The 21,770-nt window shown below is 53.5% G+C and carries 17 protein-coding genes and 1 tRNA gene; 9 read left to right on the forward strand and 9 right to left on the reverse strand.

Features of this window, described 5'->3' with window-relative positions:
• Positions 1–2: 2 nt before the first annotated feature.
• Complete coding sequence (gene mutL / locus LX66_RS05770) at positions 3–1,880, reverse strand: DNA mismatch repair endonuclease MutL (RefSeq protein WP_145710926.1); 1,878 nt, start codon at positions 1,878–1,880, stop codon at positions 3–5.
• Positions 1,881–2,100: 220 nt separating this feature from the next.
• Here mutL and msrB point away from each other — a divergent pair, with 220 nt between their 5' ends.
• Together msrB and LX66_RS05780 are read left to right on the forward strand one after the other, a co-directional pair.
• The gene (gene msrB, locus LX66_RS05775) at positions 2,101–2,571 is read left to right on the forward strand and encodes a peptide-methionine (R)-S-oxide reductase MsrB (RefSeq protein ID WP_145710927.1); all 471 of its coding nucleotides are present in this window, start codon (positions 2,101–2,103) and stop codon (positions 2,569–2,571) included.
• Positions 2,572–2,625: 54 nt separating this feature from the next.
• Positions 2,626–3,150, forward strand: a complete 525-nt coding sequence (locus LX66_RS05780; RefSeq protein ID WP_145710928.1) for an SRPBCC family protein — start codon at positions 2,626–2,628, stop codon at positions 3,148–3,150.
• Between the two features lie 143 nt (positions 3,151–3,293).
• Here LX66_RS05780 and LX66_RS05785 read toward each other — a convergent pair whose 3' ends face one another.
• The 3 genes from LX66_RS05785 to LX66_RS05795 form a co-directional block, all read right to left on the reverse strand.
• A complete protein-coding gene (locus LX66_RS05785) occupies positions 3,294–5,006 on the reverse strand; it encodes a RagB/SusD family nutrient uptake outer membrane protein (protein ID WP_145710929.1) in 1,713 nt (570 codons plus the stop codon).
• A gap of 16 nt (positions 5,007–5,022) precedes the next feature.
• A complete protein-coding gene (locus LX66_RS05790) occupies positions 5,023–8,259 on the reverse strand; it encodes a SusC/RagA family TonB-linked outer membrane protein (protein WP_145710930.1) in 3,237 nt (1,078 codons plus the stop codon).
• A 397-nt stretch (positions 8,260–8,656) separates the two neighbouring features.
• Positions 8,657–8,944 carry a YciI family protein gene (locus LX66_RS05795; protein ID WP_145710931.1) on the reverse strand — a complete coding sequence of 96 codons (288 nt, stop codon included), beginning with the start codon at positions 8,942–8,944 and terminating at the stop codon, positions 8,657–8,659.
• Positions 8,945–9,095: 151 nt separating this feature from the next.
• Between LX66_RS05795 and LX66_RS05800 the strand changes: the two genes are divergently transcribed.
• Positions 9,096–10,871 (forward strand): DUF4836 family protein, encoded by a 1,776-nt coding sequence (locus LX66_RS05800; protein ID WP_145710932.1) that lies wholly within the window; start codon positions 9,096–9,098, stop codon positions 10,869–10,871.
• Positions 10,872–10,993: 122 nt separating this feature from the next.
• Here LX66_RS05800 and LX66_RS05805 read toward each other — a convergent pair whose 3' ends face one another.
• Positions 10,994–11,716, reverse strand: coding sequence for a hypothetical protein (locus LX66_RS05805; RefSeq protein WP_145710933.1), 723 nt, complete (start codon positions 11,714–11,716; stop codon positions 10,994–10,996).
• A gap of 50 nt (positions 11,717–11,766) precedes the next feature.
• Here LX66_RS05805 and LX66_RS05810 point away from each other — a divergent pair, with 50 nt between their 5' ends.
• Genes LX66_RS05810 through LX66_RS05825 form a run of 4 tightly spaced genes read left to right on the forward strand, consistent with a single transcriptional unit; the run spans position 11,767 to position 15,320 of the window.
• Positions 11,767–12,417 (forward strand): ATP-binding cassette domain-containing protein, encoded by a 651-nt coding sequence (locus LX66_RS05810; RefSeq protein ID WP_145710934.1) that lies wholly within the window; start codon positions 11,767–11,769, stop codon positions 12,415–12,417.
• Between the two features lie 9 nt (positions 12,418–12,426).
• On the forward strand, positions 12,427–13,623 hold the full coding sequence (locus tag LX66_RS05815; RefSeq protein WP_145710935.1) for an FtsX-like permease family protein: 1,197 nt from the start codon (positions 12,427–12,429) through the stop codon (positions 13,621–13,623).
• Positions 13,624–13,677: 54 nt separating this feature from the next.
• Positions 13,678–14,988, forward strand: coding sequence for a metal-dependent hydrolase family protein (locus LX66_RS05820; RefSeq protein WP_145710936.1), 1,311 nt, complete (start codon positions 13,678–13,680; stop codon positions 14,986–14,988).
• Positions 14,989–14,990: 2 nt separating this feature from the next.
• On the forward strand, positions 14,991–15,320 hold the full coding sequence (locus LX66_RS05825; RefSeq protein WP_145710937.1) for a Dabb family protein: 330 nt from the start codon (positions 14,991–14,993) through the stop codon (positions 15,318–15,320).
• Between the two features lie 10 nt (positions 15,321–15,330).
• Here LX66_RS05825 and LX66_RS05830 read toward each other — a convergent pair whose 3' ends face one another.
• From LX66_RS05830 to LX66_RS05840, 3 genes are read right to left on the reverse strand one after another with little or no spacing between them, the layout of a single operon-like run.
• Positions 15,331–17,910: a DUF3857 domain-containing protein gene (locus tag LX66_RS05830; RefSeq protein ID WP_145710938.1), complete on the reverse strand. Its 2,580-nt coding sequence runs from the start codon at positions 17,908–17,910 to the stop codon at positions 15,331–15,333.
• A 33-nt stretch (positions 17,911–17,943) separates the two neighbouring features.
• Positions 17,944–19,059, reverse strand: coding sequence for a DUF2891 domain-containing protein (locus tag LX66_RS05835; protein WP_244620305.1), 1,116 nt, complete (start codon positions 19,057–19,059; stop codon positions 17,944–17,946).
• 8 nt (positions 19,060–19,067) lie between these two features.
• Complete coding sequence (locus LX66_RS05840) at positions 19,068–20,309, reverse strand: NAD(P)/FAD-dependent oxidoreductase (RefSeq protein ID WP_145710939.1); 1,242 nt, start codon at positions 20,307–20,309, stop codon at positions 19,068–19,070.
• Positions 20,310–20,404: 95 nt separating this feature from the next.
• Here LX66_RS05840 and LX66_RS05845 point away from each other — a divergent pair, with 95 nt between their 5' ends.
• Positions 20,405–20,710: a YbaB/EbfC family nucleoid-associated protein gene (locus tag LX66_RS05845; protein WP_145710940.1), complete on the forward strand. Its 306-nt coding sequence runs from the start codon at positions 20,405–20,407 to the stop codon at positions 20,708–20,710.
• 25 nt (positions 20,711–20,735) lie between these two features.
• Here LX66_RS05845 and LX66_RS05850 read toward each other — a convergent pair whose 3' ends face one another.
• Positions 20,736–21,482 carry a DUF72 domain-containing protein gene (locus tag LX66_RS05850; RefSeq protein WP_145710941.1) on the reverse strand — a complete coding sequence of 249 codons (747 nt, stop codon included), beginning with the start codon at positions 21,480–21,482 and terminating at the stop codon, positions 20,736–20,738.
• Positions 21,483–21,594: 112 nt separating this feature from the next.
• Between LX66_RS05850 and LX66_RS05855 the strand changes: the two genes are divergently transcribed.
• A tRNA-Thr gene (locus LX66_RS05855) sits at positions 21,595–21,667 on the forward strand.
• Positions 21,668–21,770: the final 103 nt, after the last annotated feature.

Below are 21,770 nucleotides of genomic sequence, written 5' to 3' on the forward strand. Positions count from 1 at the left end.
GTTTACGCTCCTTTCTCGAACATCCTGGCCATGTCTGCCAGCTTAAAGGAAATGTAGGTGTATTTGCCGCCGGGCGACACGTTGGGCATACTGCAGGCAAACAGCTCATCGATCATGTTCTGCATTTCCCGGGGGGAAAGCACTTTCCCGGCAGGGATGGCATTGTTGCGCGCCATGGAGCGCACCAGTTGTTCCCGTTTGCTGATCTTCAGCTCGGCGCTGAAGTGTTTGAACTGTTCCAGCAGTCCTTCTATGCTGGCCTGCTCGTTGCCGGTCTGTATATCGGCCGGGGTGCCGCGCACTACAAAGGTGTGGTTGCCGAAAGGCTCCATATCATAGCCCAGGGTCTGCAGGTCGGGCAGCATTTCGGACACCAGGGCGGCATCTGCCGGCAGCAACTGCAGGGTTTGCGGGAAAAGGCTTTGCTGGGTGGGCATGGGCTTTTCCTGCAGGGCGCGCTGGTACCGTTCATACAATATCCTTTCATGGGCGGCCTGCTGGTCTATCAGTATAAAGCCGGACTTTATCTGGGAGAGGATGTATTGCTGGTGTACCTGTACGGGTACTTTCTGGTCGGTGGCGGCCTCCTGCCAGCGCTCGTCTATCACGGAGGCGGTGGTAGGGTGGCTGGCCGGCGCATTGTCCGGCGAAGGGGGTGTTTCCGTACCGTTACGGGCTGCCGCACCGGACCTGCCGATCTCGTACACATCCTTCCAGTGCTGCAGGTTGCTGCTGCTTTTATCTATCACATGCGCCTGGTGGGCCTGCGTAAATGTTTTATAGAGCGAGCCGCCGGTGGAGCGTTGTTGCTCCCGGGAGGTGAATGGTTTGTTCACCGCGTCCAGTTGCTGTATGCCGGGGTCCAGGCTGAAATCCAGCGTAGGCGTTACGTTAAACTGCGCCAGCGCATGCTTTACGGCCGACTGTACAAAGGCGTACAGGATCTTTTCGTCGTCGAACTTTATTTCCTGCTTGGTAGGATGTACGTTAATATCCACATGCGCGGGGTCCAGGTCTATGAACAGCACATAGAGCGGGAAGCTGTCTGCCGGGATCATTTCCGCAAAGGCGCTCATGATGGCGTGGTGCAGGTACGGGCTTTTGATGAAGCGGTTGTTCACAAAAAAGAACTGGTCGCCCCGGGTTTTCTTGGCGGTTTCCGGCTTGCCTACAAAGCCGTGCACGTTCAGGTAATCGGTGCTTTCCTTCACCGCCACCAGGCGGGCATTGTAATGCTGTCCCAGGATGGCCACCACCCGCTGCTTGAGGGAGCCTTTTTCCAGGTAGAACACCTGCTGCCCGTTGCTGGTAAAGGAGAACTGGAGCTGTGGAAAGGCCATGGCCACGCGGATGAACTCATCCACGATGTGCCGCATCTCCGCCGCATTGCTTTTCAGGAAGTTGCGCCGGGCCGGTACGTTGAAGAACAGGTTCTTCATGGCAAAGCTGGTGCCTTCCGCCGTTTGGCAGGGCTCCTGCCTGCGCACAACACTGTTGTCTATTTCTATATAGGAGCCCAGGGCCTCGCCGCGCTGCCGGGTTTTCAGCTCCACCTGCGCCACCGCCGCAATGGAGGCCAGGGCTTCGCCCCGGAAACCCATGGTGCGTATCTCAAACAGGTCGTCGATGGTCTTTATCTTGGAAGTAGCGTGCCGTTCAAAGCACATGCGGGCATCTGTTTCGCTCATGCCCTCCCCGTTGTCAATTACCTGTACCAGCTCCTTGCCCGCATCGCGTATGATCAACTGTATTTCCGTTGCGCCGGCATCCACCGCATTCTCCAGCAGCTCTTTCACTGCGGAGGCAGGCCGCTGTATCACTTCGCCGGCAGCTATCTGGTTGGCTATATTGTCTGGTAATAAATTGATGATGTCCGCCACTTATTAAAAGCCTTTTGGCGTAAAGTTATTAAATAGTTGGGAGCGGCAGCGGGCCGGTTGCCTGGAATTTTTAACATATTATATAATCCGGATATGAGATGCACTTCGTAACTTATGCCGGAAAAGTGACATGCGCTCACAATAAAAATTGTGAAAGCGTAGTTTAACTGTTGTACTGAAGCACCCGCATATACCAAGTGCCGGTCAAAACCATCCAACCATGGAAGAAGGAAAAAAGAATGAAGTATACTCCCGCAGCGATACTGCCAAAGTAGACCTTCCCAACGAGGAATGGCAGAAGCTGCTGTCGCCCGAGGTGTATCATATTGCCAGGGAAAAAGGGACCGAATGGGCCTTTACCGGGAAGTACTGGAACAGCAAGGAAAAGGGCACCTACTATTGCGCTGCCTGCGGCAACCCGCTGTTTGTATCAGACGCCAAGTTTGAGAGCGCCTGCGGATGGCCCAGCTTTTTCCAGCCCCTTTCAAAGACCAGCGTTATTTATGCGCCGGACAATTCCCATGGCATGCAGCGCACGGAAGTGATGTGCGGCCGCTGTAAGTCGCACCTGGGACATGTATTTGACGATGGCCCGCCGCCCACCGGCCTGCGGTATTGCATTAACTCCGTTATCCTGGACTTTGAGCAGGCGCAGGAGGCGGAAAAGCGCTACAAGCGCAGCCCCGAATAAGACTTATATAGTAGGAAATCCGTATATTTAACATGTACCAAAACCACAACTGTTATGAAAGTACTGAAAGTACTGCTATGGATCGTTGGCATCATCCTGCTCATTGGTGTCATACTCCTGGTAGCTGCTCCCACCAAAATGCATATTGAGCGCTCTGTAGCCATCAATGCCCCCGCCAGCCAGATATGGCCGCACCTGGTAAACTACGCATCATTTAACGACTGGAACCCCTGGTATAAAATGGATACCGCCGCACAATACACTATTACCGGCCAGGACGGCACGGTGGGCGCCGCCAGCAACTGGAAAGGAGAAAAGATAGGCGAGGGCCGGCTGGAAACCACTGCCATGGAGCCCTATACCAGCGTACAGCAGCAACTTACTTTTATCAAACCCTGGGAGTCTACCGCCGACTGCTACTATCGCCTGAGCGAGAACGCCGGCGTTACTACCGTTACCTGGGGATTTGACAGCGAATTTCCGCGCCCGCAGAACATTATGGGCCTGTTTATGAAAGGCTCGCTGGAAAAGGATTATGATAATGGGCTGCAGGACCTGAAAAAGCAGGTAGAGCAGTAGAGATTCCAAATCCCCAGGGGGGAAATTCCAAAATCCAAATTCCAAATTCCAAACGGAAAGGGACATGATTCACTAAAAAGCGGTCTGCTTTTACTTTAGACACAATTCCCCCGTTTGGAATTTGGTATTTGGAATTTCAAAGATCAGTATCCTTCATTCTGCGTCAGGGTAGGTTCCCCGTTCTTCGAGCTGTTCACAATTTCCTGCAGCGGAATAGGATAGTAAATGTTGTGATCCCTGAAAGTAGCTACGTTAAGGTAGGTACGTTTCAGCTTTTCCTTAGCCAGGTAGTCATTCAGCACCTCCGGGGCAATACCCCAGCGCACCAGGTCGAAGAAGCGGTGCCCTTCCATGGCAAACTCCAGCCGCTCTTCAAAACGCACGGCCCTGCGCGCCGTTTCTTTATCCGCCCAGGGCGTGGTATACAGGCCTATCTGGTAATTGGCCGCATTGCTGCCATCGGGCATTTTTACAAACCCCTCCGGGTTGGCGGCCCGTTCGCGTATCATATTCACCAGCTCCCGCGCCCGCTCCAGCGAGCCTGTTTCCACCTCGCATTCCGCCAGCCAGAGTATGACATGGGAGTAGCGGATCATGCGGTAGTTGTTGGCGTTTTGCCGGGGATTGTTGGCAAAGGTGCCGCTGCCGATATCCGCCTTGTAGAACATGTGTTTTTTGGGAGAATAGGGGCCGGCATAGGCCTGGTCACGTATCCAGGCTTTGCCGGGATGCAGGCCGTGGTCCAGGTAGGGAATGCCACGACGGCCTACGGTCCAGTCCAGCCGCGGGTCCAGCGCGCCGGCGTATGGGGTAAAGGGCGCGTTGGATTCAATGCCCTGGTCGTTGGTCACGTCGGTATCATTGAAGGTGTTCAGCATGGGCAGGCCGGTGGCGTCTGTCTTAAAAGCGTTCACCAGGTTCTGCGAGGGCTGGAAAAAACCGCAGCAGGTGGTGGGCCCGCCGTAGGGGTAGTTGAGGGTAGCGCCCTGGTTGCCATTCTCGCCGCCGGGTGCGCCGTCATTCACGGAGTGCTGCACCTCCAGGATGGATTCCGCATTGTTGTTGGTAGCCAGGCGGAAATTATCTGCATACCGGGCCACCAGTGTATAGCCGCCCTGGGCCATGATCAAGTCCAGCAGGGCTTTGGCTTCCGCATATTTCTGCTGGAACAGGTAAGCCTTTGCCAGCAGGGCGGCGGCGGCCCATTTGGAAGCGCGGCCGGGCTGGGACTGGCGGTGGGGCAGGTTTTCATAGGCGTACTGCAGGTCTGCCTCTATATTGGGCCATATGTCCGCCTCGTTGCTCACTTTGGTGCTTTCCGCATCCTCCGGGTTATAGGTGTTCTCATCAATGTAAGGCACATGGTTCCACATTTTCTTGGCTTCAAAATGATAGTGCCCGCGAAGGAAACGGGCTTCGGCCGTAATGGCCTTGCGCTCGTCATCGGTCAGGTCTTCCGTTCTGGCCAGGGTTTGCAGCACGTCATTGGAACGGGCTACGCCATCGTACACGGCCCGCCATTTGCCCCGGAAATAGTCATTGTCCGACAAGATCTGGTAGGTCTCTATCAGGCTGATGGCGGGCTGGTCGCCGGAGGTGGTGCCTTTGTAGGCATCGTCTGCAGCTACGCTGCCATACACCCAGTTGTCGGCAGAGCTGTGGTAGGTGGTATTGCCGGCGCCCACACCGTCCAGCAGGGAGTAGGCGGATATCAGCAGGGCGTTTACGCCATTGCGGGTGTTCAGTTGCTCCGGCAGCAGCACGCCTTTGGGCTTCAGGTCCAGGAAGCTGTTGCTGCAGGCGGTGAAGAAGGCCAGCAGCAGGAGCGCGTATATGGTTTTACGTGTATTCATCATGTTTGGGTTTTAGATGTCAGAAACTAAGATTGGCGCCTACCAGGTATACTTTGGCTACGGGGTAAGCCCCTTCGTCCACGCCCATATGCCGGTCGTTGTTAGGGTCATAGTTGCGCAGGTTGATCTCGGGGTCCAGGCCGGTGTAGCTGGTGAAGGTGAAAAGGTTCTGGCCCTGTACGTACACCCGTACCCGTTCTATGCCCCATCTTTTCAGCAGGCTTTCCGGCAGGTTGTAGGATAGCTGTATGTTCTTGATGCGCAGGTAAGACCCGTCCTCCAGGTAGTAGGTGGAGGGGTTGCTGCTGATCACATCATTGGAACGGAGCTGGGGCAGTTTGGCGTCTGTTTTGCCGGGGCGCCAGGAGTCTTCCAGCATGCGCCTGCTGCGGTTGCCGGCAAAGGTGGGAAAGTCCGTCCAGTAGCGCACGTAGTTAAAGATGTCGTTGCCCTGCACGCCCTGTGCAAACAGGGTGAGGCCAAACTGCTTGTAATTCACCTGGGCATTGATGCCGTAGGTAAAATCCGGGTGGGGGCTGCCGATGATGGTGCGGTCGTTGGCGTCTATCTTGTTATCCCCGTTCACATCGCGGAAGCGGAACTGCCCGGCCTTGTTGTTGGCCCCGCCGCCAAACTGGGGCGGCGCTTTGCTGGCATCGTCGTCGCTCTGGAAGATTCCGTCTATCACGTACCCGAAGAAGGAAGAAATGGGATGCCCGGCCTGGGTCACTGTCATGGCCGGCAGGCGGGTGGTAAAGCCAAAGTAGCGGGTATTGGGGTTGCCGTCTGTTTTCTGCACCTCGTTCTTATAGGCGCTGAAGTTCACACCCAGGTCGTAGGTGAGGTCGCCGCGCATGGCATCGTCGCTGAAATTGAGGCCCAGCTCAATGCCCTTGTTTACCATGGTGGCAATGTTGCGGAAGGGGTTGGTGGCCTGCCCCTGGGTATATTGTATCTCTATGGGGAAGAGCATGTCGGAGGTCTTGCGCTGGTAGAGGTCCACCGCCAGGGCCAGCTTTCCCTTGATCACGGTAGCATCCAGCCCTATGTTGGTGCTGGTGGTGGTTTCCCATTTGGCGTCCGGGTTGCCGAACTGGTTCAGCTCATAGCCTTGCAGGGCGGAAGAGTTGGAGCCATTGAGATCATAAAAGGAAGTGGCCGGGTTGGTGCCAAAGGTCGTATAGGGGGTATAGTTACCTATTTCCTGGTTACCGGTGCGGCCCCAGCCTACACGCAGTTTCAGGTCGTTGATAGCGGTCACTGATTTCATGAAAGGCTCTTCGGAAATACGCCATCCCGCGCTGGCTGCCGGGAAATACGCCACGTTCTGCCGTTTGGAGAAGCGGGAGGAGCGGTCACGGCGCAGCGTAAAGTCCACCAGGTATTTTTCACTGTAATTATAATTGATCTTGCCGAACTCGGAGGCCAGTCGCCAGTCGCCGTACACGCCGCTGTTGGTGGCGGTGCTGCCGTTGCCGGCATCCAGGTAGCGGTTGTCCAGGTCGTCCAGGAAAAAGCGGGAGCGACCGGTGGTAAGCGGATCGTTCATACTACCGATAGCCTCTGTGCCCAGCAGGAAATTGAAGTGGTGGACACCGGACAGGTCCAGCCGGTAGGTGAGGGTGTTGTACCAGGTCCAGGTGTTGCTATAGGCCGTATTGATGGAGAGGCTGTTTACGCTGGCGGATTCGCTGGATTCAATATCGCGGACGGTGAAGTTCCTGTAATGGTTCCAGTTAAAGTCCACCCCAATGCTGGTGCGGGCGGTGAGGTTGCGGAGAATGTCCACTTCCGCCCAGGCGTTGCCGAACAGGCGCAGCTCCTTGGTCACATTGTCCCTGTTGCGGTACAGGGCCGCTACCGGGTTCTTGGCGTTATCCAGGTCGCCGCCCTTGGTGCCGGCGAAATTGCCCATGATATCATATACCGGTATGATGGGCTGCATACGGTAGGCAAAGGAAATGGGATTGCCTTCGTTCTGGTTGCCGGCCGGCTGGCCGATGCGCTCGCCGTAAGCTACCTGGAAGTTTTCCCCCACGCGTATGGCCCTGGTGACGTTAAATTCCGTATTGGCGCGCACGGAGTAGCGTTTGTAGCCGGTATGGATCAGGATACCTTCCTGGTTAAAGTAGTTCAGCGACATGGCATAGCGGGCGGACTCGCTGCCGCCGGATACCTTGAGCTGGTGGTTCTGTATGGGGGCGGGATCAAAGATCTCGTCCATCCAGTTGGTGCCGGCTTTATTGGCCCGGGTGATCAGCCATTTTGATTTCCGGAACTCCGGGCTTTCAATGTCGGTAGTGTAATTGGCGGGGTCTACGCGGGGATCGCCCTCCATGGCGCCTTCCGGGAAAATGTAGTCCGGTATTACCGGGGTGGGACCGTTGCCAAACTGGGCATGCGTGGGATTGCCGTTGCCTGCCACGTTTCCGGCATTGATGCGCGATTCCCAGAGCAGGTTGGCATACTCCTGCGTATTCAGCAGGTCCAGGAACTTGCCGGGGCGCTGGGTGCCGTAATAGAAGTCGTAGCTAAGTTTGGGCTTGCCCAGCTTGCCTTTCAGGGTAGTGATGATCACCACGCCATTGCCGGCCCGGGCGCCGTAGATGGAAGATGCGGAGGCGTCTTTCAGCACCTGGGTGGATTCAATGTCGCCCAGGTTCAGGGTGTTCAGGTTGCCTTTGGTGGGCACGCCGTCAATAATGTAGAGGGGAGAGTTGTCGTTAATGGTGCCAAAGCCGCGGATGCGCACCATTACGTTGCCGCCGGGGCTGTTGTCCGTGCCTACGGTAACGCCGGCTACGCGGCCCTGCAGCGCCTGGCCTACGTTGGCCGCCGGTGCGGACAGCAGCTTTTTAACATCTACCGTGGCCACGGCGCCGGTAATGTCTTTTTTGCTCTGGCTGCCGTAGCCGGTCACTACTACTTCATTGAGGTTGCCCACACTTTCTGACAGGGCTACGTTGAGGACAGTGCTGCTGCCTACAGGCACTTCTTTGGGAGCGTATCCCACAAAGGAGAATACCAGGGTGGCGCCCGGGCTGGTCTCAATACTGAAAGTACCGGTTGGCGCAGTAGCCGTACCCTTGTTGGTACCTTTGACCACCACGGTAACGCCGGGCAGCGGGGTTTGGGTTTTTTCATCGGTCACCGTGCCGGTGATCTTTTGCTGCTGGGCAAAGGCGGGGGCGCTCAGCAGCAGGAGCAGCCAGATGGCTGTGCGCCGCGGAAGGCGCAAGTGAACGCGGACATTCATACGATGCTGGTTTTAAAGGTGTAGAATGGAATGATTGATCGTATATCAGGCTTCTCAGTATGGCAATATTCCTCCTGCAGCAGGTAGCAGGCAGGCAGACCTTTTCCGGCATAATGCAACGTGGAAGCGTAATATCTGGTTTGAACAACAGCTACAGCAAACCGGACGGAATTAACACAACATTTCTACACGCAACAATTTGCTACAGTTACTACACTCATCAGGTGCTTGTTTTAATAACGTGAACTACTCCGGGTTCGATCCGGACAAGTAAAAGATACAAACTTTTACAAACGATTGCAATCTTTTTCAAAAAAGACAAAAAAAGATAACAGGCTCAGCGGAAGCCATTTACGGTATCAGTACAGCAGGGAAATAGAAAAGTGCGGGCAGGCCCTCAGGAAACGTAGGATTGCAGCTCGTGCACGTAAGTGGTAGGTTCAAACTCAATGATCTCGTACATGGCTAACTGGTATTTATCGAACGGGTCTTCCGTGATGATCTGCTCTACTTCCTTGCGGCTGGAGGCCTTACAGATGATGAGGCCGCCGGATCTCGGTTTTCTGCGGCCGGAGAGGATGAACTGGCCGCTTTTATAATATTTGTCAAGAAAAGCCCGGTGGGCTTCCAGGTAGTGCTCAATAGCCGTTAAGGGCCGTATGTACTGTAGTAGGATCAGGAACATGGTGTTGGCTGCTGTTCAATGATTAAGGAAATGTGAAAACCGTTCTGCAAAGGTATAAAACTATTGCCGGAATTGGTTTATTGTATATGGAAGGAGGAAATTTGTGTAATTTTACGCATTCATCATTTTTTAAATCTTTGAATCCCTTCTTATGCATTTCAAGCACAGTACAATTTTCCGGGTTTTGTTAACCGCCATGATCGCCGCTGCTGTATTCAGCAGTTGTTCCAAAATACCGGAGGAAAGCAAGCACATTCCCAAGGATGCGGGTATTGTGCTGGGTATCAACAGCAAGCAGGTAGTGCAGAAGCTGGTTACCAACGGTATTACGATGGACAAGCTTTTTGCCGCCCTGCAGGAGAAAGATACTGCCAGCGAGGCCGCTAAAGCCATCCGGGATGCGGAAAACTCCGGCATAGACCTGAACAGCAACTTTTTTGCTTCCGTGGTATTCGGCGAGGCCAACAACTCCTACGCCATGTTTACCGGCAGCCTGAAAGACGCCGCCAGGTTCGAGGCCTTCCTGAAAAAGAGCGCTCCCGGTTTTACCTCCAAAACCCAAAATGACTTTACGTATGCCTGGCTGCAGGACGATCAGTCCCTGGTAGCCTGGACTAAAAGCAGCGTGATCTACCTGCATCCGTTTGATATGGATGAGCTGAAGAAGCGCGGCAGGGGCCCTGTTCCCGGGTTCCCGGGGCCGGATGCGCCTGACAGCATGGACGAAGAGGACGCCGATGCCGCCACCCCGCAGCCGGCCGTGGCCATTACTGCGGAAGATGAAGGCGAAGCCGCTACCTGGGCTGCTGTGGCCGACAAGCTCTTTCACCTGAAGGACAATGAGACCGCCGGTTCCATCCCCGCTTTTAAGGACCTGCTGAAGGAAAGCGCCGACATGAGCTTTTTTGTGCACCCCGAAGTGATCTACAACAACCAGCTCACCATGCTGCCCGCCAACTTCAAAAAGCTGCTGGAAGACTGCTACTATGCCGGCACCGTTGATTTTGACAAGGGCCAGATCGTGATGAACGGCCGTTCCTATGCCGGCGAGGCCCTGGCCGATATCTATAAGAAATACGGTAACAATACCGTGGACCTGGATATGCTGGAAAAATATCCCTCCGGGGATATCAGCGCTTTTGTAGCCTATGGCTTTGACCTGCGCATGATCGGGGATATTATTAAAAGCACCGGTACAGACGGTATTGTAAATATGATGATGGGCAAGTCCGGCCTTACCCTGGACGATGTGCTGAATGCTTTCAAAGGCCAGATGGTATTTGTGGCCTCTGACTTTGAAATGAAGAAAAAGCCCCTGCCTTTCTACCCGGAAGACAGCACCATGAGCACGGACAGCAAATGGGTATTTGCCATGAAAGTGGGCGACAAGGCCGCTTTTGAAAAGCTGATGAACTCCCCCATGGTAAAAGGCTTCTTTGAAAAACAGGGCGACCAGTATGTACCTACCATGCAGGGCCCCAATATGCCCGCCGTATCTATCAACGATAAGCTGGTAACGGCAGCATCAGACAGCGCACTGCTGAAAGCCTACCTGGCCGGTAATGGCAAGGCTAAGCTGGACAATGATCTTACCGGGAAGATAAAAGGTAATCCCCTGGGGATGTATGTAAACTTTGAAAAGATCATGCAGCAGATACCGGAAAGCGAAATGCCGGAAGACGGCAAGCCGCTGGCCCTGCAGGCCAAAAACCTGCTGAAAGAGCTGCATGCTGTAAGCCAGCCTTTCAACGGTAAGATGCAGGAATCGCAGGTAGTGCTCACCTTTAAGAATGAGCAGGAGAACAGCCTGGTGCAACTGGTAAACCTGGGTACCGCCGCCGCCAAATATTACAGGGAGCAAAAAGTGAAAGAAGAAAGCGTGCAGGAAGATACTACGGTAGCCACGGAAGCGGCGCCTGAGGAGTAGGAATGTAAAATGATAAATGTAAAATATTGAATGTAAAAGTAAATGCACCGAATGCACCGGAATGCGGGTATCACTGCATTTACTTTTACATTTAGCATTTTACATTTGATATTCTTTTTTGTTCAATAGCTGATCCTTTTCACTTCATTGCCTTTCTCATTATAGAACACGATCACGGGCATATTTTTTTCATTCACCATCATTTCCAGGCGTTTATTACCCAGGCTGTCATATACGAACATGCCGGTGGAGCGGCCGGTTTGTCCCACCATCATGCGCCGGTGGCCAAAGTAGCCCTGTGCTGCCAGTTCGCTGATGGCCTGTTGCTGTGCGGCGCTGTCCTTGCCGGAACGGCGGATCTCCTCTACTTTTGAAAAGGTAAGCGCGATACTTTTCTCCGGCCGGTCGTTGATGATCAGTCCTTTCATCCCGCTGCGCTGGCTATGCAATAATTGTACTACCTGATCCTGCTTGTACTGGTCAAAAGTAATGCTGGCACCGTTATCTCCTTTGGCGCCATCATAGATAAGCCCGCCGCATTCTTCGCCTTCCTCGTTGTAGAACATCAGCCCGGATTCGCCGCCGCCCTGCCGGGGAAGTTTATGACCGTCTATCACTGCCGGGGGCAGGTGCTTTTTGTTAAAGAGGCTTAGCTTCACCGTCCCGTCTGCTTCCACGATCTCTATTTTTTCCGCCCGCAGGGATTTTACAATACCCTGTTCCCCGCTTTTGCGAAAGGCGGACAGCAGCAGCACGATCACCAGCAGGGAGCAGACCAGCGCATACCACTGCAGGTACCGCATTTGCTTACGTAAAACGTGTACCTGTTGTTGAATGTTTTCCATAAATTGAGGGTTTAGATTTTAGTTGATCAATATACGATATATTAGCAGCTATGCAGATCGAATTGAGCCACCTGGTACCTTTGCCCCTGCGCGACAAGCTACAGCAACGCCCCTCCGATATCTGGAATAAGGAGTTAAGCTTTGCACCCGGCAGCTTTGTGAAGATAAAAGCGCCGTCGGGCAGCGGTAAAACCACCCTGGTGCATTACCTGTATCATATCCGGAACGACTATACGGGGCAGGTGCTGGTAAACGGCCAGCCTTGGCAGGCCTATGACAAGGAAACCCTGGCGGCCATGCGGCAGCAGCAGGTCAGCATTATATTCCAGGACCTGCGCCTCTTTGAACAACTGACGGCGCTGGAGAACATAGAGCTGAAGCGGCTCATGCTGCCCAGGCCGTACTGCACACAGGAAAAAGTGCTGGAAATGGCGGAGCGCCTGCAGGTGACCCATGTGCTGCCGCAAAGCGGCCGCACCCTTTCTTATGGGGAGCGGCAGCGCATTGCCATTATACGTGCGCTGGTGCAGCCTTTCCGGTGGTTGTTCATGGACGAGCCTTTCAGCCACCTGGACGATGACAATGCGCAACGCGCCGCCGACCTGATAGCGGCTGAATGCAAGGGCCGGCAGGCGGGGTTCATACTAACGGACCTGGATAACGACCACCGTTTTGCGTATGATGTCAATTATCATTTATAAAACTATTGCATGCTTCCTTTTTTTGCGCTGTTAAAAAAGATCATACAAACCGGCATCGGCAAAGGCCGCCTGCTGATGGCCACCCTGGGGCTGGGCATTGCCATGCTGCTACTGCTGGTGGCCATACAGGCCCATACCGATTTTAACCAGTTGCTGTACAGCGGCAAGAACCAGAATGAGAGCGCGGATTTCCTGGTGATCAACAAAAAGATCACCAACGCCATGATGGGACAGCCGGAAAAAAGCATGTTCACCCCGGAAGAGATGGACAAGATCCGGCAGCAGCCGTTCGTGGAAGCAGCCGGCTTCATTATCTCCAGCCAGTTTAAAGTAACTGCTGCCGCCCCCGGCGACCTGCAGTTCTATACGGACATGTTCTTTGAATCCGTACCGGATTCCTTTATAGATGTGCAGAACGAAGCCTGGGAATGGAAGGAAGGGGAGCGCAGCATTCCCATTATACTGCCCAACGATTTCCTGAACCTGTATAATTTCGGCTTTGCGCTCAGCCAGGGCCTGCCGCAGGTATCGCAGGAAACCGTAAAGAATTTACCGGTGAAGATCACCATCTCCAAAGGGTTGTTGTCCGCCGAATTTACCGGCCGCATCGCCGGGTTCTCAGACCGTATTTCCTCCTTCCTGGTGCCGGCCTCCTTTATGGAATGGGCTAACGAACGTTTTGGCAGCGGCGCGGCTGCAGCGCCTTCCCGCGTGGTGATCAGGACCCGCGACCCCTCCAACCCGACCCTGGTAAAGTTCCTGGAAGATAATGGCTATACCACCAACCAGGATAAGGTAAAATACAGCAAGACCAAACTGATCGTACAGACCATTGTATCCGTGATCGGTTTTTTTGGCCTGGTGCTGCTGCTGTTTGCCCTGCTGGTGTTCAGCATGTTCATACAACTGGTGATTGCCTCCTGCAAAAGGGAGATACAGTTGCTGGTGATGCTGGGCACGGGGCCCGGACAGTTGCGCCGCTACCTGTTGCGGCAGTTTGCCCCCCTGTATCTTGTTACCGGCGTTGCCGCCCTGGTATTGGTGGCACTGCTGCAGTGGGGGGCCTCCCGCATGCTGGCTGCGCACGCCATGTATGTATCTGCCTGGCCGGGTGCAGGCACACTTGTGGCAGCCGTGGTGGTGCTGCTGCTGGTATACCTGGTGAATAACCGGAGCATCCGGAAATACATTGCACAAAACAGTTAAGGGCGCATTTCCGTTTTACGATTTTAGGGATTAGATTTATAGAAAACCCTGCGTATGAAAACCAACTTGCTCACTGCGCTTTTGTTGCTAGGTTTCAGCAGCGCGTATACCCAGTCTGTTATACTGCATTGCGGCTCCCTCATTGACGGCATCAGCGATGCGCCCCGTAAAAATGTGTCCGTCATAATCACCGGCAACAGGATCAGTGATGTGAAAGACGGTTTTGTAAACGGCGCCGCGCAGGACAAGGTGATAGACCTGCGCAGGCAGACCGTTACACCCGGCTGGATGGACATGCATGTGCACCTGGAAAGTGAGACCAACAAAAATGCCTATACGGAAAAGTTTACCCTGAATCCTGCCGACTATGCTTTCCAGAGCGCCGTATTTGCGGAGCGTACGCTGATGGCGGGCTTTACTACCGTACGCGACCTGGGCGGCAGTGGTGTGAACATTTCCCTGCGCAATGCCATCAACAAGGGACTGGTAAAGGGACCGCGGGTATTTACCGCCGGCAAGTCCATTGCCACTACGGGCGGCCATGCAGACCCTACCAACGGCTACCGCCGGGAGCTGATGGGCGATCCCGGCCCCGAAGCCGGCGTGGTAAACGGCCCGGATGACTGCCGTAAAGCCGTGCGGCAGGCCTACAAATACGGCTCGGACCTTATAAAGATCACCGCTACCGGCGGCGTGCTGAGCGTAGCCAAAGACGGCAGCAGCCCGCAGTTTACGGAGGAAGAGCTGAAAGCCATCGTGGAAACCGCCCGGGACTACAACATGCGCGTAGCCGCCCATGCGCATGGCGCGGAAGGCATAAAGCGCGCTATACGTGCCGGTGTTCATTCCATAGAGCATGGCACTTTAATGGATGACGAGGCCATGGCGCTGGCCAAACAATATGGCACCTGGTATGTGCCCACCATCATAGCCGGCCGCTCTACCGCGGATTCCGCCAAAATACCCGGCTATTACCCGGCCCTGGTGCAACCCAAAGCCCTTACCATTGGACCGAAGCTACAAGGCACTTTTGCCAGGGCCTATAAGGCCGGGGTGAAGATCGCCTTTGGTACGGATGCCGGCGTGTTCATGCACGGCAGGAACTGGCTGGAGTTTTCCTATATGGTGGAAGGGGGCATGCCCGCGATGGAAACCATTAAAGCCGCCACCATACATGCTGCCGATCTGCTGGGCATGAAAGATCAACTGGGCAGCATTACGCCCGGCAAGCTGGCGGATATTGTAGCCGTGGACGGAGACCCGCTGCAGGACATTCAAAGTATGGGTAAAGTATGCTTTGTAATGAAGGACGGTTTGATTTTTAAACATACAACGCCTAACTTGGCAGCCGCTAAAACAGAATAATTATGTTGCAACCCAAGGATAAGAAGTTTGTACACGTGGTAAACTTTTACCTGAAACCCGGCCTTTCTGCCGAGGACATCAAAAAATTCGAGGAAGGCGTCAGCTCACTGGGCCAGATAGAGGCGATACAGGTATTTAACCTGGGCAAGCCTGCAGATACGGACCGCCCGGTAATTGACAGAAGCTACAGCTACTGCGAGCTGACCGTGTTCAAAAACAAAGCGGACCATGATATTTACCAGGAGCATCCTATACACAAGGCGTTTATAGAGCATTGCCAACACCTGTGGGATAGGGTAGTAATATTTGATTCGGAGACGATCGATTACTGATCACCTGTTTTCATGTTTCGCGTTGGTACTCATTGGGCGGTAGTGCGGAGGAATGTGGCACTACAAAGGTGTGCTTTACACGTTCCGATTTAAGGAGGTAAGGTATCCATATAGCAGCCGCTATGATAGAACGGGTGATCGTGGTTATTTCATCGGGCCGCCAGTCGAAGGAATTATTCAATGCACCCACCGCCACATGATCCAGCACATTCAGGGTCAGCGCTGCCGCATAGGCTACTATGTTCGCCGCGGGGAAGGTGTCCCGGCGTTTTATAAAGAGGACGAGGAGCAATATGGAATATACCCATAAAAATGCATTGGCGGCGAGTTCTGCTATCATTACCAACAGCCTTACCTGGCTGTCGTCAGCATGGATAACGGCTTCCCAGGTGCTGTTGGAGAGCAGGCCGTTTTCAATCGTACTTATCAGCAGGGTAAGCGGTGAAATGATGATACCGATGCCCATTAATACCAGCCATCCTCCAATGGGCCAGGGGTCTATGTCCTGCCTGACGGGTAGCACAGACCTTTTGTAGAACTTCACCCCGATATAGCTAAAAATCCCCACAAACAGCATGGCCAGCGTCAGCATTAGCCAGCTTACCGTATTACCTGTTTTCCCGGATGCAGCTCCTGCACCTGGCGTCCAGAAGTAGGTGTAAGCGGCCACTTCGCCCAATTTACGACGGTCTTCCCGGTAGGTCGCCAACGCTGTTACCGGCACATGATCCTGGTAGGATTCATACTGGTAGTGCATTTTCACCGTTCTTCCGTAAACGGAAGCGGTAAAGTCGATCCGGTAATACCTGTTTTTTATATGAAGCGCTTCGTCTTCCAGCGACCAGTCTTCGGGCATGTGCAGGGTAATAACATAGTCCAGGGAATAAGGATACTTAAGTGCTAAAGGAGCATCCGGGGTATCTGTCGCTATCACCGGCAGCAGATCGGTCAGTATCTTTGCCTGCACATAGAACAATTGCCTGCCTTTGACCGTGCTGTCCGCTTTCCAGGGGGCCTGCAACGCATAGCTTTCTGTCACTTCAAACAGGTTGGGATTATCAGAATCCACGACCTGGACGGTTGTATCTGCCGTTACATTGCCATAAATACTTTTATAGTAGTCCAGGTAGGAGCGCTCCAGGTCCTTCATACTTGTTTCTGCAAAGAAGGAGCGTATATTATCAGCAAAGCCGGCGCTGTAATTTGAAATAACTTTTAATTGCGCCGGTTTCTCATTATCCGCCGGAAGCGTGAATGATTCAGTGATATTCGTTTTGCCCGATGCTGCCGGGATGATATCACTTAGATCGGTATTCCCCTTTCTAATAACCAGCGCTTTCTGGTAGTCTGGTATGGCGATGTTGCTTACAGGTCCGCGCTGATAGTTGATCGTAGGGTCTATCCAGTAGCTTTTCCCGTCTACGGTTGCATATACAATAGCATGGTTGAATAGTACCGGAGAGGGTAAATAGTCTGTTAGCCTGCCTTTGAAATAGGTGTTGGCATAGGCTAAACTGGCGTCGATACCATTGGCCTGCAGCAGGGAGCATAACAACAGCGATTTATCCTTGCAGTCGCCAAAGCGCCTGGCCAATACCTTATCCGGCATACTGGGCCGATGGGAGTATTCGCCCATTTCAATACCCATATAGCGGATCTCGTCCTGGACAAACCTGACCGCTTTTTGCATGTATAATGTTTTGTTGCTGCCGCTCTCTTTTTGCCAGGAAGCGATCCTGGCCTGCAGTGCTGGTGTAATATGCTGCACAGCGTTTACCTTTAATGCCCAGTTTACCACCTCTTCCCAGGTTGTATATTCGCTGGCCTGTACCTTTGCATAGGCATTATACCAGGAGGGGGTGTTGTAGCTGGTGTTCCGCGGCGTGATAATTTGCAGGCTGTCCCATTCGTAAAGCGTTATTCCATTGAACACGCGTTTCACCGGCAGCGGAGCCTTGTTAAAGGACCTGAACCGGATATTGCGGGAAGGCGAGGCCTGGAGGCACTTGTAAAAATTTGCGATCGGCTCATCCGCGCCCAGGTAGAAAGTATTAAAGTACCGGTCCTCAAAGATCGGGTTCTTTCCTTCTAATGTATAGGAGTACTCAATCTGGTCTCCTTTGCGAACATCATCAATAATGAAATAAGCAGTATATAACCCGCTATAAATAAAACGGGAAAGTTCTTTTTCCTGTTGCAGGAACTTGAACTTCCCTGCATCCAGTTTGTTGATGATCTTTCCGTTTCGCCGGACCAGGAGCTGGTGGAATTTTAATTTTTCGTAGGCAGGGTCATAATCTACTGATACCTCCGCCGCATTTTGTACGCCGGCTTCGGAAATGATCTGCCGGATTACATGACGGTACTGGCTGTTATGCTCAGCATGATACTGCTCTTCCAGCAGGCGAAGGTAGTAACCGCTGCTTATTTCACGCAGGTCCGGTGTTTTTTGAAGGTCCGGTGCGTAAGGGGCCAGCCAGCCCGGCGCGGGCGTTATGCTGAAGTTGTTATGCTGCGCAGTAACAGACAACGGAGTGCCGGCAAATATCGTTGCCAGGGCCAGCATACAGGGATAAAAAAAGCGGTACATAGGTATAATTACTTGGATAAACAGGTGAAAAAGCTACTGATCATTATTCTCTATCGTCAGGGCATATACGGCAAATGACCCCAGCCAGTGCTCCCCGGCATAGTCGCCGCTCACCACATGCGGCAGTGCGGCTTCCAGGTGCTGCCGCGCCAGTTGCCGGATGGCCGCCTGGTTTTCCGTAACATGCCTGGCAATGCCGTACAGGCACCAGGCCCGGCTGAAATTCAGGCCATCCAGGTGCACCAGTTTACCGTCTGTACGGTCCTTTACCTGCGCAATGGAAAATATGTCAACAGGGGAGTTAAATAGCCCGGGTAAAAATTCCTTTAACCAGGTTTGATATTGTGCTGCCGGCATAATGCGCCACATCAGGTCCGCCTCTTCCAGGCAGGGCGACAGGAAATCGTACCCGCCCGGCTCCCAGCTTACCGGGCATGCCTTATCCTGCGCATAGAAGCGCATGGCGGCATGGGTGATGGCCGTTTGCAGCGCCGTGTCCTCTGCCGTTACGGCATAGTCCCAGGCCAGGCAGAGGCCAAAGGCCAGGTTGGTATGCTCGCCTACGCGGATGGGGTACACCAGCTTGTCCAGGAACGCGATATAAGCACGGGAGAATTGCCGGGCCAGCGGCTGTATGTTCTGGCTTAGTGTGCTGCCCAATGGGTCCCGCCAGGTGAGCAGCTCGCGCTGCAACTGCAGCAGCCAGCTCCAGCCATAGATGCGTTCAAAGCCTTTGTTCTCCTTCTCCAGGTAAATGCGTTGTTCAATATGAATATTATCCGCGGTAAGGTTGGCCGTCAGCCTGGCCCGGATAGCCGCAGCTTCTGGTAGCTGGGGGTATGACTTGAGCAGCCGTACCAGCATCCAGTGGCCGTGCACGCTGCTATGCCAGTCGTAGCAGCCATAAAAGGCCGGGTGGTAGCTGCGGGGGTTCTTTACCAGCGAGCTGTCAGTAAACACCACCCCGGTCTTGTACGGGAACTCCTGCTGCATGCATTTGAGCGGCAGCCCGGCCAGGTGCGAAGCGCCTGCCAGGGTGAGCTGCAGGTGCCCGTTCTCTTTATGGATATACAAACCTTGTTGTGCGTAGCTGTTCATACCGGTTAGCAGGGTAATGCTGCACAGCAGCAGGATTAAACGTTGTTTCACAGGCAAAGCTATTTATTGAACAACAATTTGATATAGAAAGAAGGTTGCGCCAGCTTTTTACGCAGGTCCACCTCGTAGAACATACAGGAGATCAGCTCTTTCAACTGCTTATTGCGCGTGCCCATTTTCATCAGCAGGTTAAACAGCCAGGGATATTTTACCAGTTTTTGCAGGCGGTGGCTCAACTGCAGTTCCGGCCCCAGCACGCGGTACACGCCATCATCATAGGCGGCCAGGAAGCTGGCTGAAAAATCGTTGGCCTCAAGGGCTGCGGAGGCCTGCTGCGCCGCAATACGGCCTGCATACAGTGCATTGCCGATGCCTTCTCCCGTAAAGGGATCTACCAGGTAGGCCGCATCGCCTACCAGCATGTAGCGGGGGCCGGAAAGCGTTCTTTTTTTACTGCCCAGGGGCAGGCCGTAGCCCTCAATGCTGCTGGTAATTTCCGCATCCCGGAAACGTTCTTTGAACACGGGATCATTCTGCAGGGTTTCCGTAAGCAGCTTTTTCAGGTTCACTTTTTTGCTGCGCACGGCTTCGCTGATCATGTCCATACCTACATTCGCCTCGCCGTTGGGCAGGGGAAATATCCACAGGTAGCCCGGCAGCAGGGGCTTGAGGAAATGCAGCTCAATGAAGTTATCCGCATGGGTGCCTTTTACATTTTTATAATAGGCCCTTACACCGGCCGCATAATAGGCGGGCTCCATACGGATGTTGGCCACTTCTTTGGTAAAAGAGGAATGGGCGCCGTTGGCCACGATGAGTAGCTGCGCCTTTACCGTAAATGCGCCGCCGGCATCGGAGACTAGGTAGCCATCGTCCTGCAGCTCGTATTTGTCAATGGCAATGCCTTCAAACAGGCGGATCATATCCGGCCGGCGCTTCAGCTCGTCCACCAGGAAATTATCAAAATGGATGCGTTTGCAGACAAAGCCTGCCGGCTCGTCCACCAGCTTATTGTAATGAGGTTTGTAGGCCACTTCCATGCTTTCCCGGCCGGGCGATACGAAGGTCACGCCCCAGCTATCCAGCTTCTCCGTGTATTGCTGCAGGCGCCGCGCAATGCCGGGGTCAATATTCTCCAGGGCCGTGATCACCTTGCCGCTCAGGCCATCCCCGCAAACCTTGTCACGGGGGAAGACGGCCTTGTCCACCACCACGCATTCTATACCCAGTTGCGCCAGTTGCAGGGCGGCGGTAGCGCCCCCGGGACCGGCGCCTATGATGCAAACTTTTGTTTCGAGCATGCCTGTCAATGAAATTAACCGGAAAGATAAGGAATTGGCGCATATAACCGTATAGCGGGGGAACGCCTATCTTTGTAGCCTTAAATCATCGCAATATGTTCGGAGATCTTTTTGGCAAGCTGCAGGAAGCGCAGCAGAAAATGCAGGAAGGCAAGGAAAGACTGGCCAATATCACCGTGGAAGGAGAAGCGGGGGACGGCGCCGTAAAAGTAACGGTGACGGGCAATCGTGAAGTAAAAGGTATTGAAATAAAAGAGCAACTGCTGGCAGCAGAAAATAAGGAGGAGCTGGAAGACCTGCTGATCACGGCGCTGAACCGTGCGCTGAAAAATGCCGAAGGCGCCTGGGAGGCGGAAATGAAAGGCGTAGCCGGGGGCATGCTGGGCGGCCTGGGCATGTAAGGTACCAATGTGCCGGAGCAGGTATTTACTGCATCAGTTCCTTCAGCTTGCGGGCATTGTCCAGGGCGTAGCCAAATACATCATTGTTGAAGAATATCCATAAGTTGTGCCCCTCCTTTAGCCAGCGCCCGCATTTACGGGCATATGCGCGCAGGGACACGGTGGCGTAGTTGGACGCATACAGCTCGCCGGGCCCATGAAAACGCAGGTAAATATGCGGGGCCGTAACCGCCTCTTTGTACGGGAAGCGCTTGCCGGAGTGGGCAATGACCAGGCCTACGCCAAATTCCTCCATCAGCGACAGGCTTTCACGGCTGAACCAGCTTTTATCCCGTACTTCCAGGGAAAAATCATATGGCTGATAGGTGTTTGCCAGCAGGCTGTAAAATTCCCTGGCCACACCCGCATCAAAGGTGACATGAGCCGGCAATTGCACCAGGATAGGCCCCAGCCGCTCCTGTACCTGGTCAAAAACCCGGAAGAATACCTCCATACTTTCTGCAGGGTCACGCAGTTTTTTATAATGGGAAATATACCGGCTCAGCTTGGGGCAGAAAATAAAAGAAGGCGGCACCTTGTCCGCCCAGTTGAGCACGGTTTGCGTTTTGGGTAAATGATAGAAGCTGGTATTGATCTCCGTACAGTCAAATTCCCGGCTGTAAAACGCCAGGTAGTCCGTGGGTTTCATTTTTTCCGGGTAATACAATCCTTTCCAGTGCTTATAGCTCCAGCCGGATGTACCGATGTGCCAGGCGGGACGTTTCTTTTTCATAGCGCTTTTAGAATAGAGGGGTACAACATTGGTACCGTTTTGGGGAATGGCAGAAAATTTTCGTGCACCTGTTATTAATAAGAGCAGGATCATTAAATTTGTGACAATTTAAGCCAACCTAGCTCAGCCGGTAGAGCAACAGTTTCGTAAATTGTAGGTCGTGGGTTCGAATCCCATGGTTGGCTCAACACAACAGGCACTTGTAACGGTTATCCGGGATGAGTGCTTTTTTATTGGTCACCATTCCGTTAAGAAATTACGGTATATGATTTTAATCATTGGATACAA

The organism is Chitinophaga japonensis, from assembly GCF_007830125.1.
Lineage (GTDB): Bacteria > Bacteroidota > Bacteroidia > Chitinophagales > Chitinophagaceae > Chitinophaga > Chitinophaga japonensis.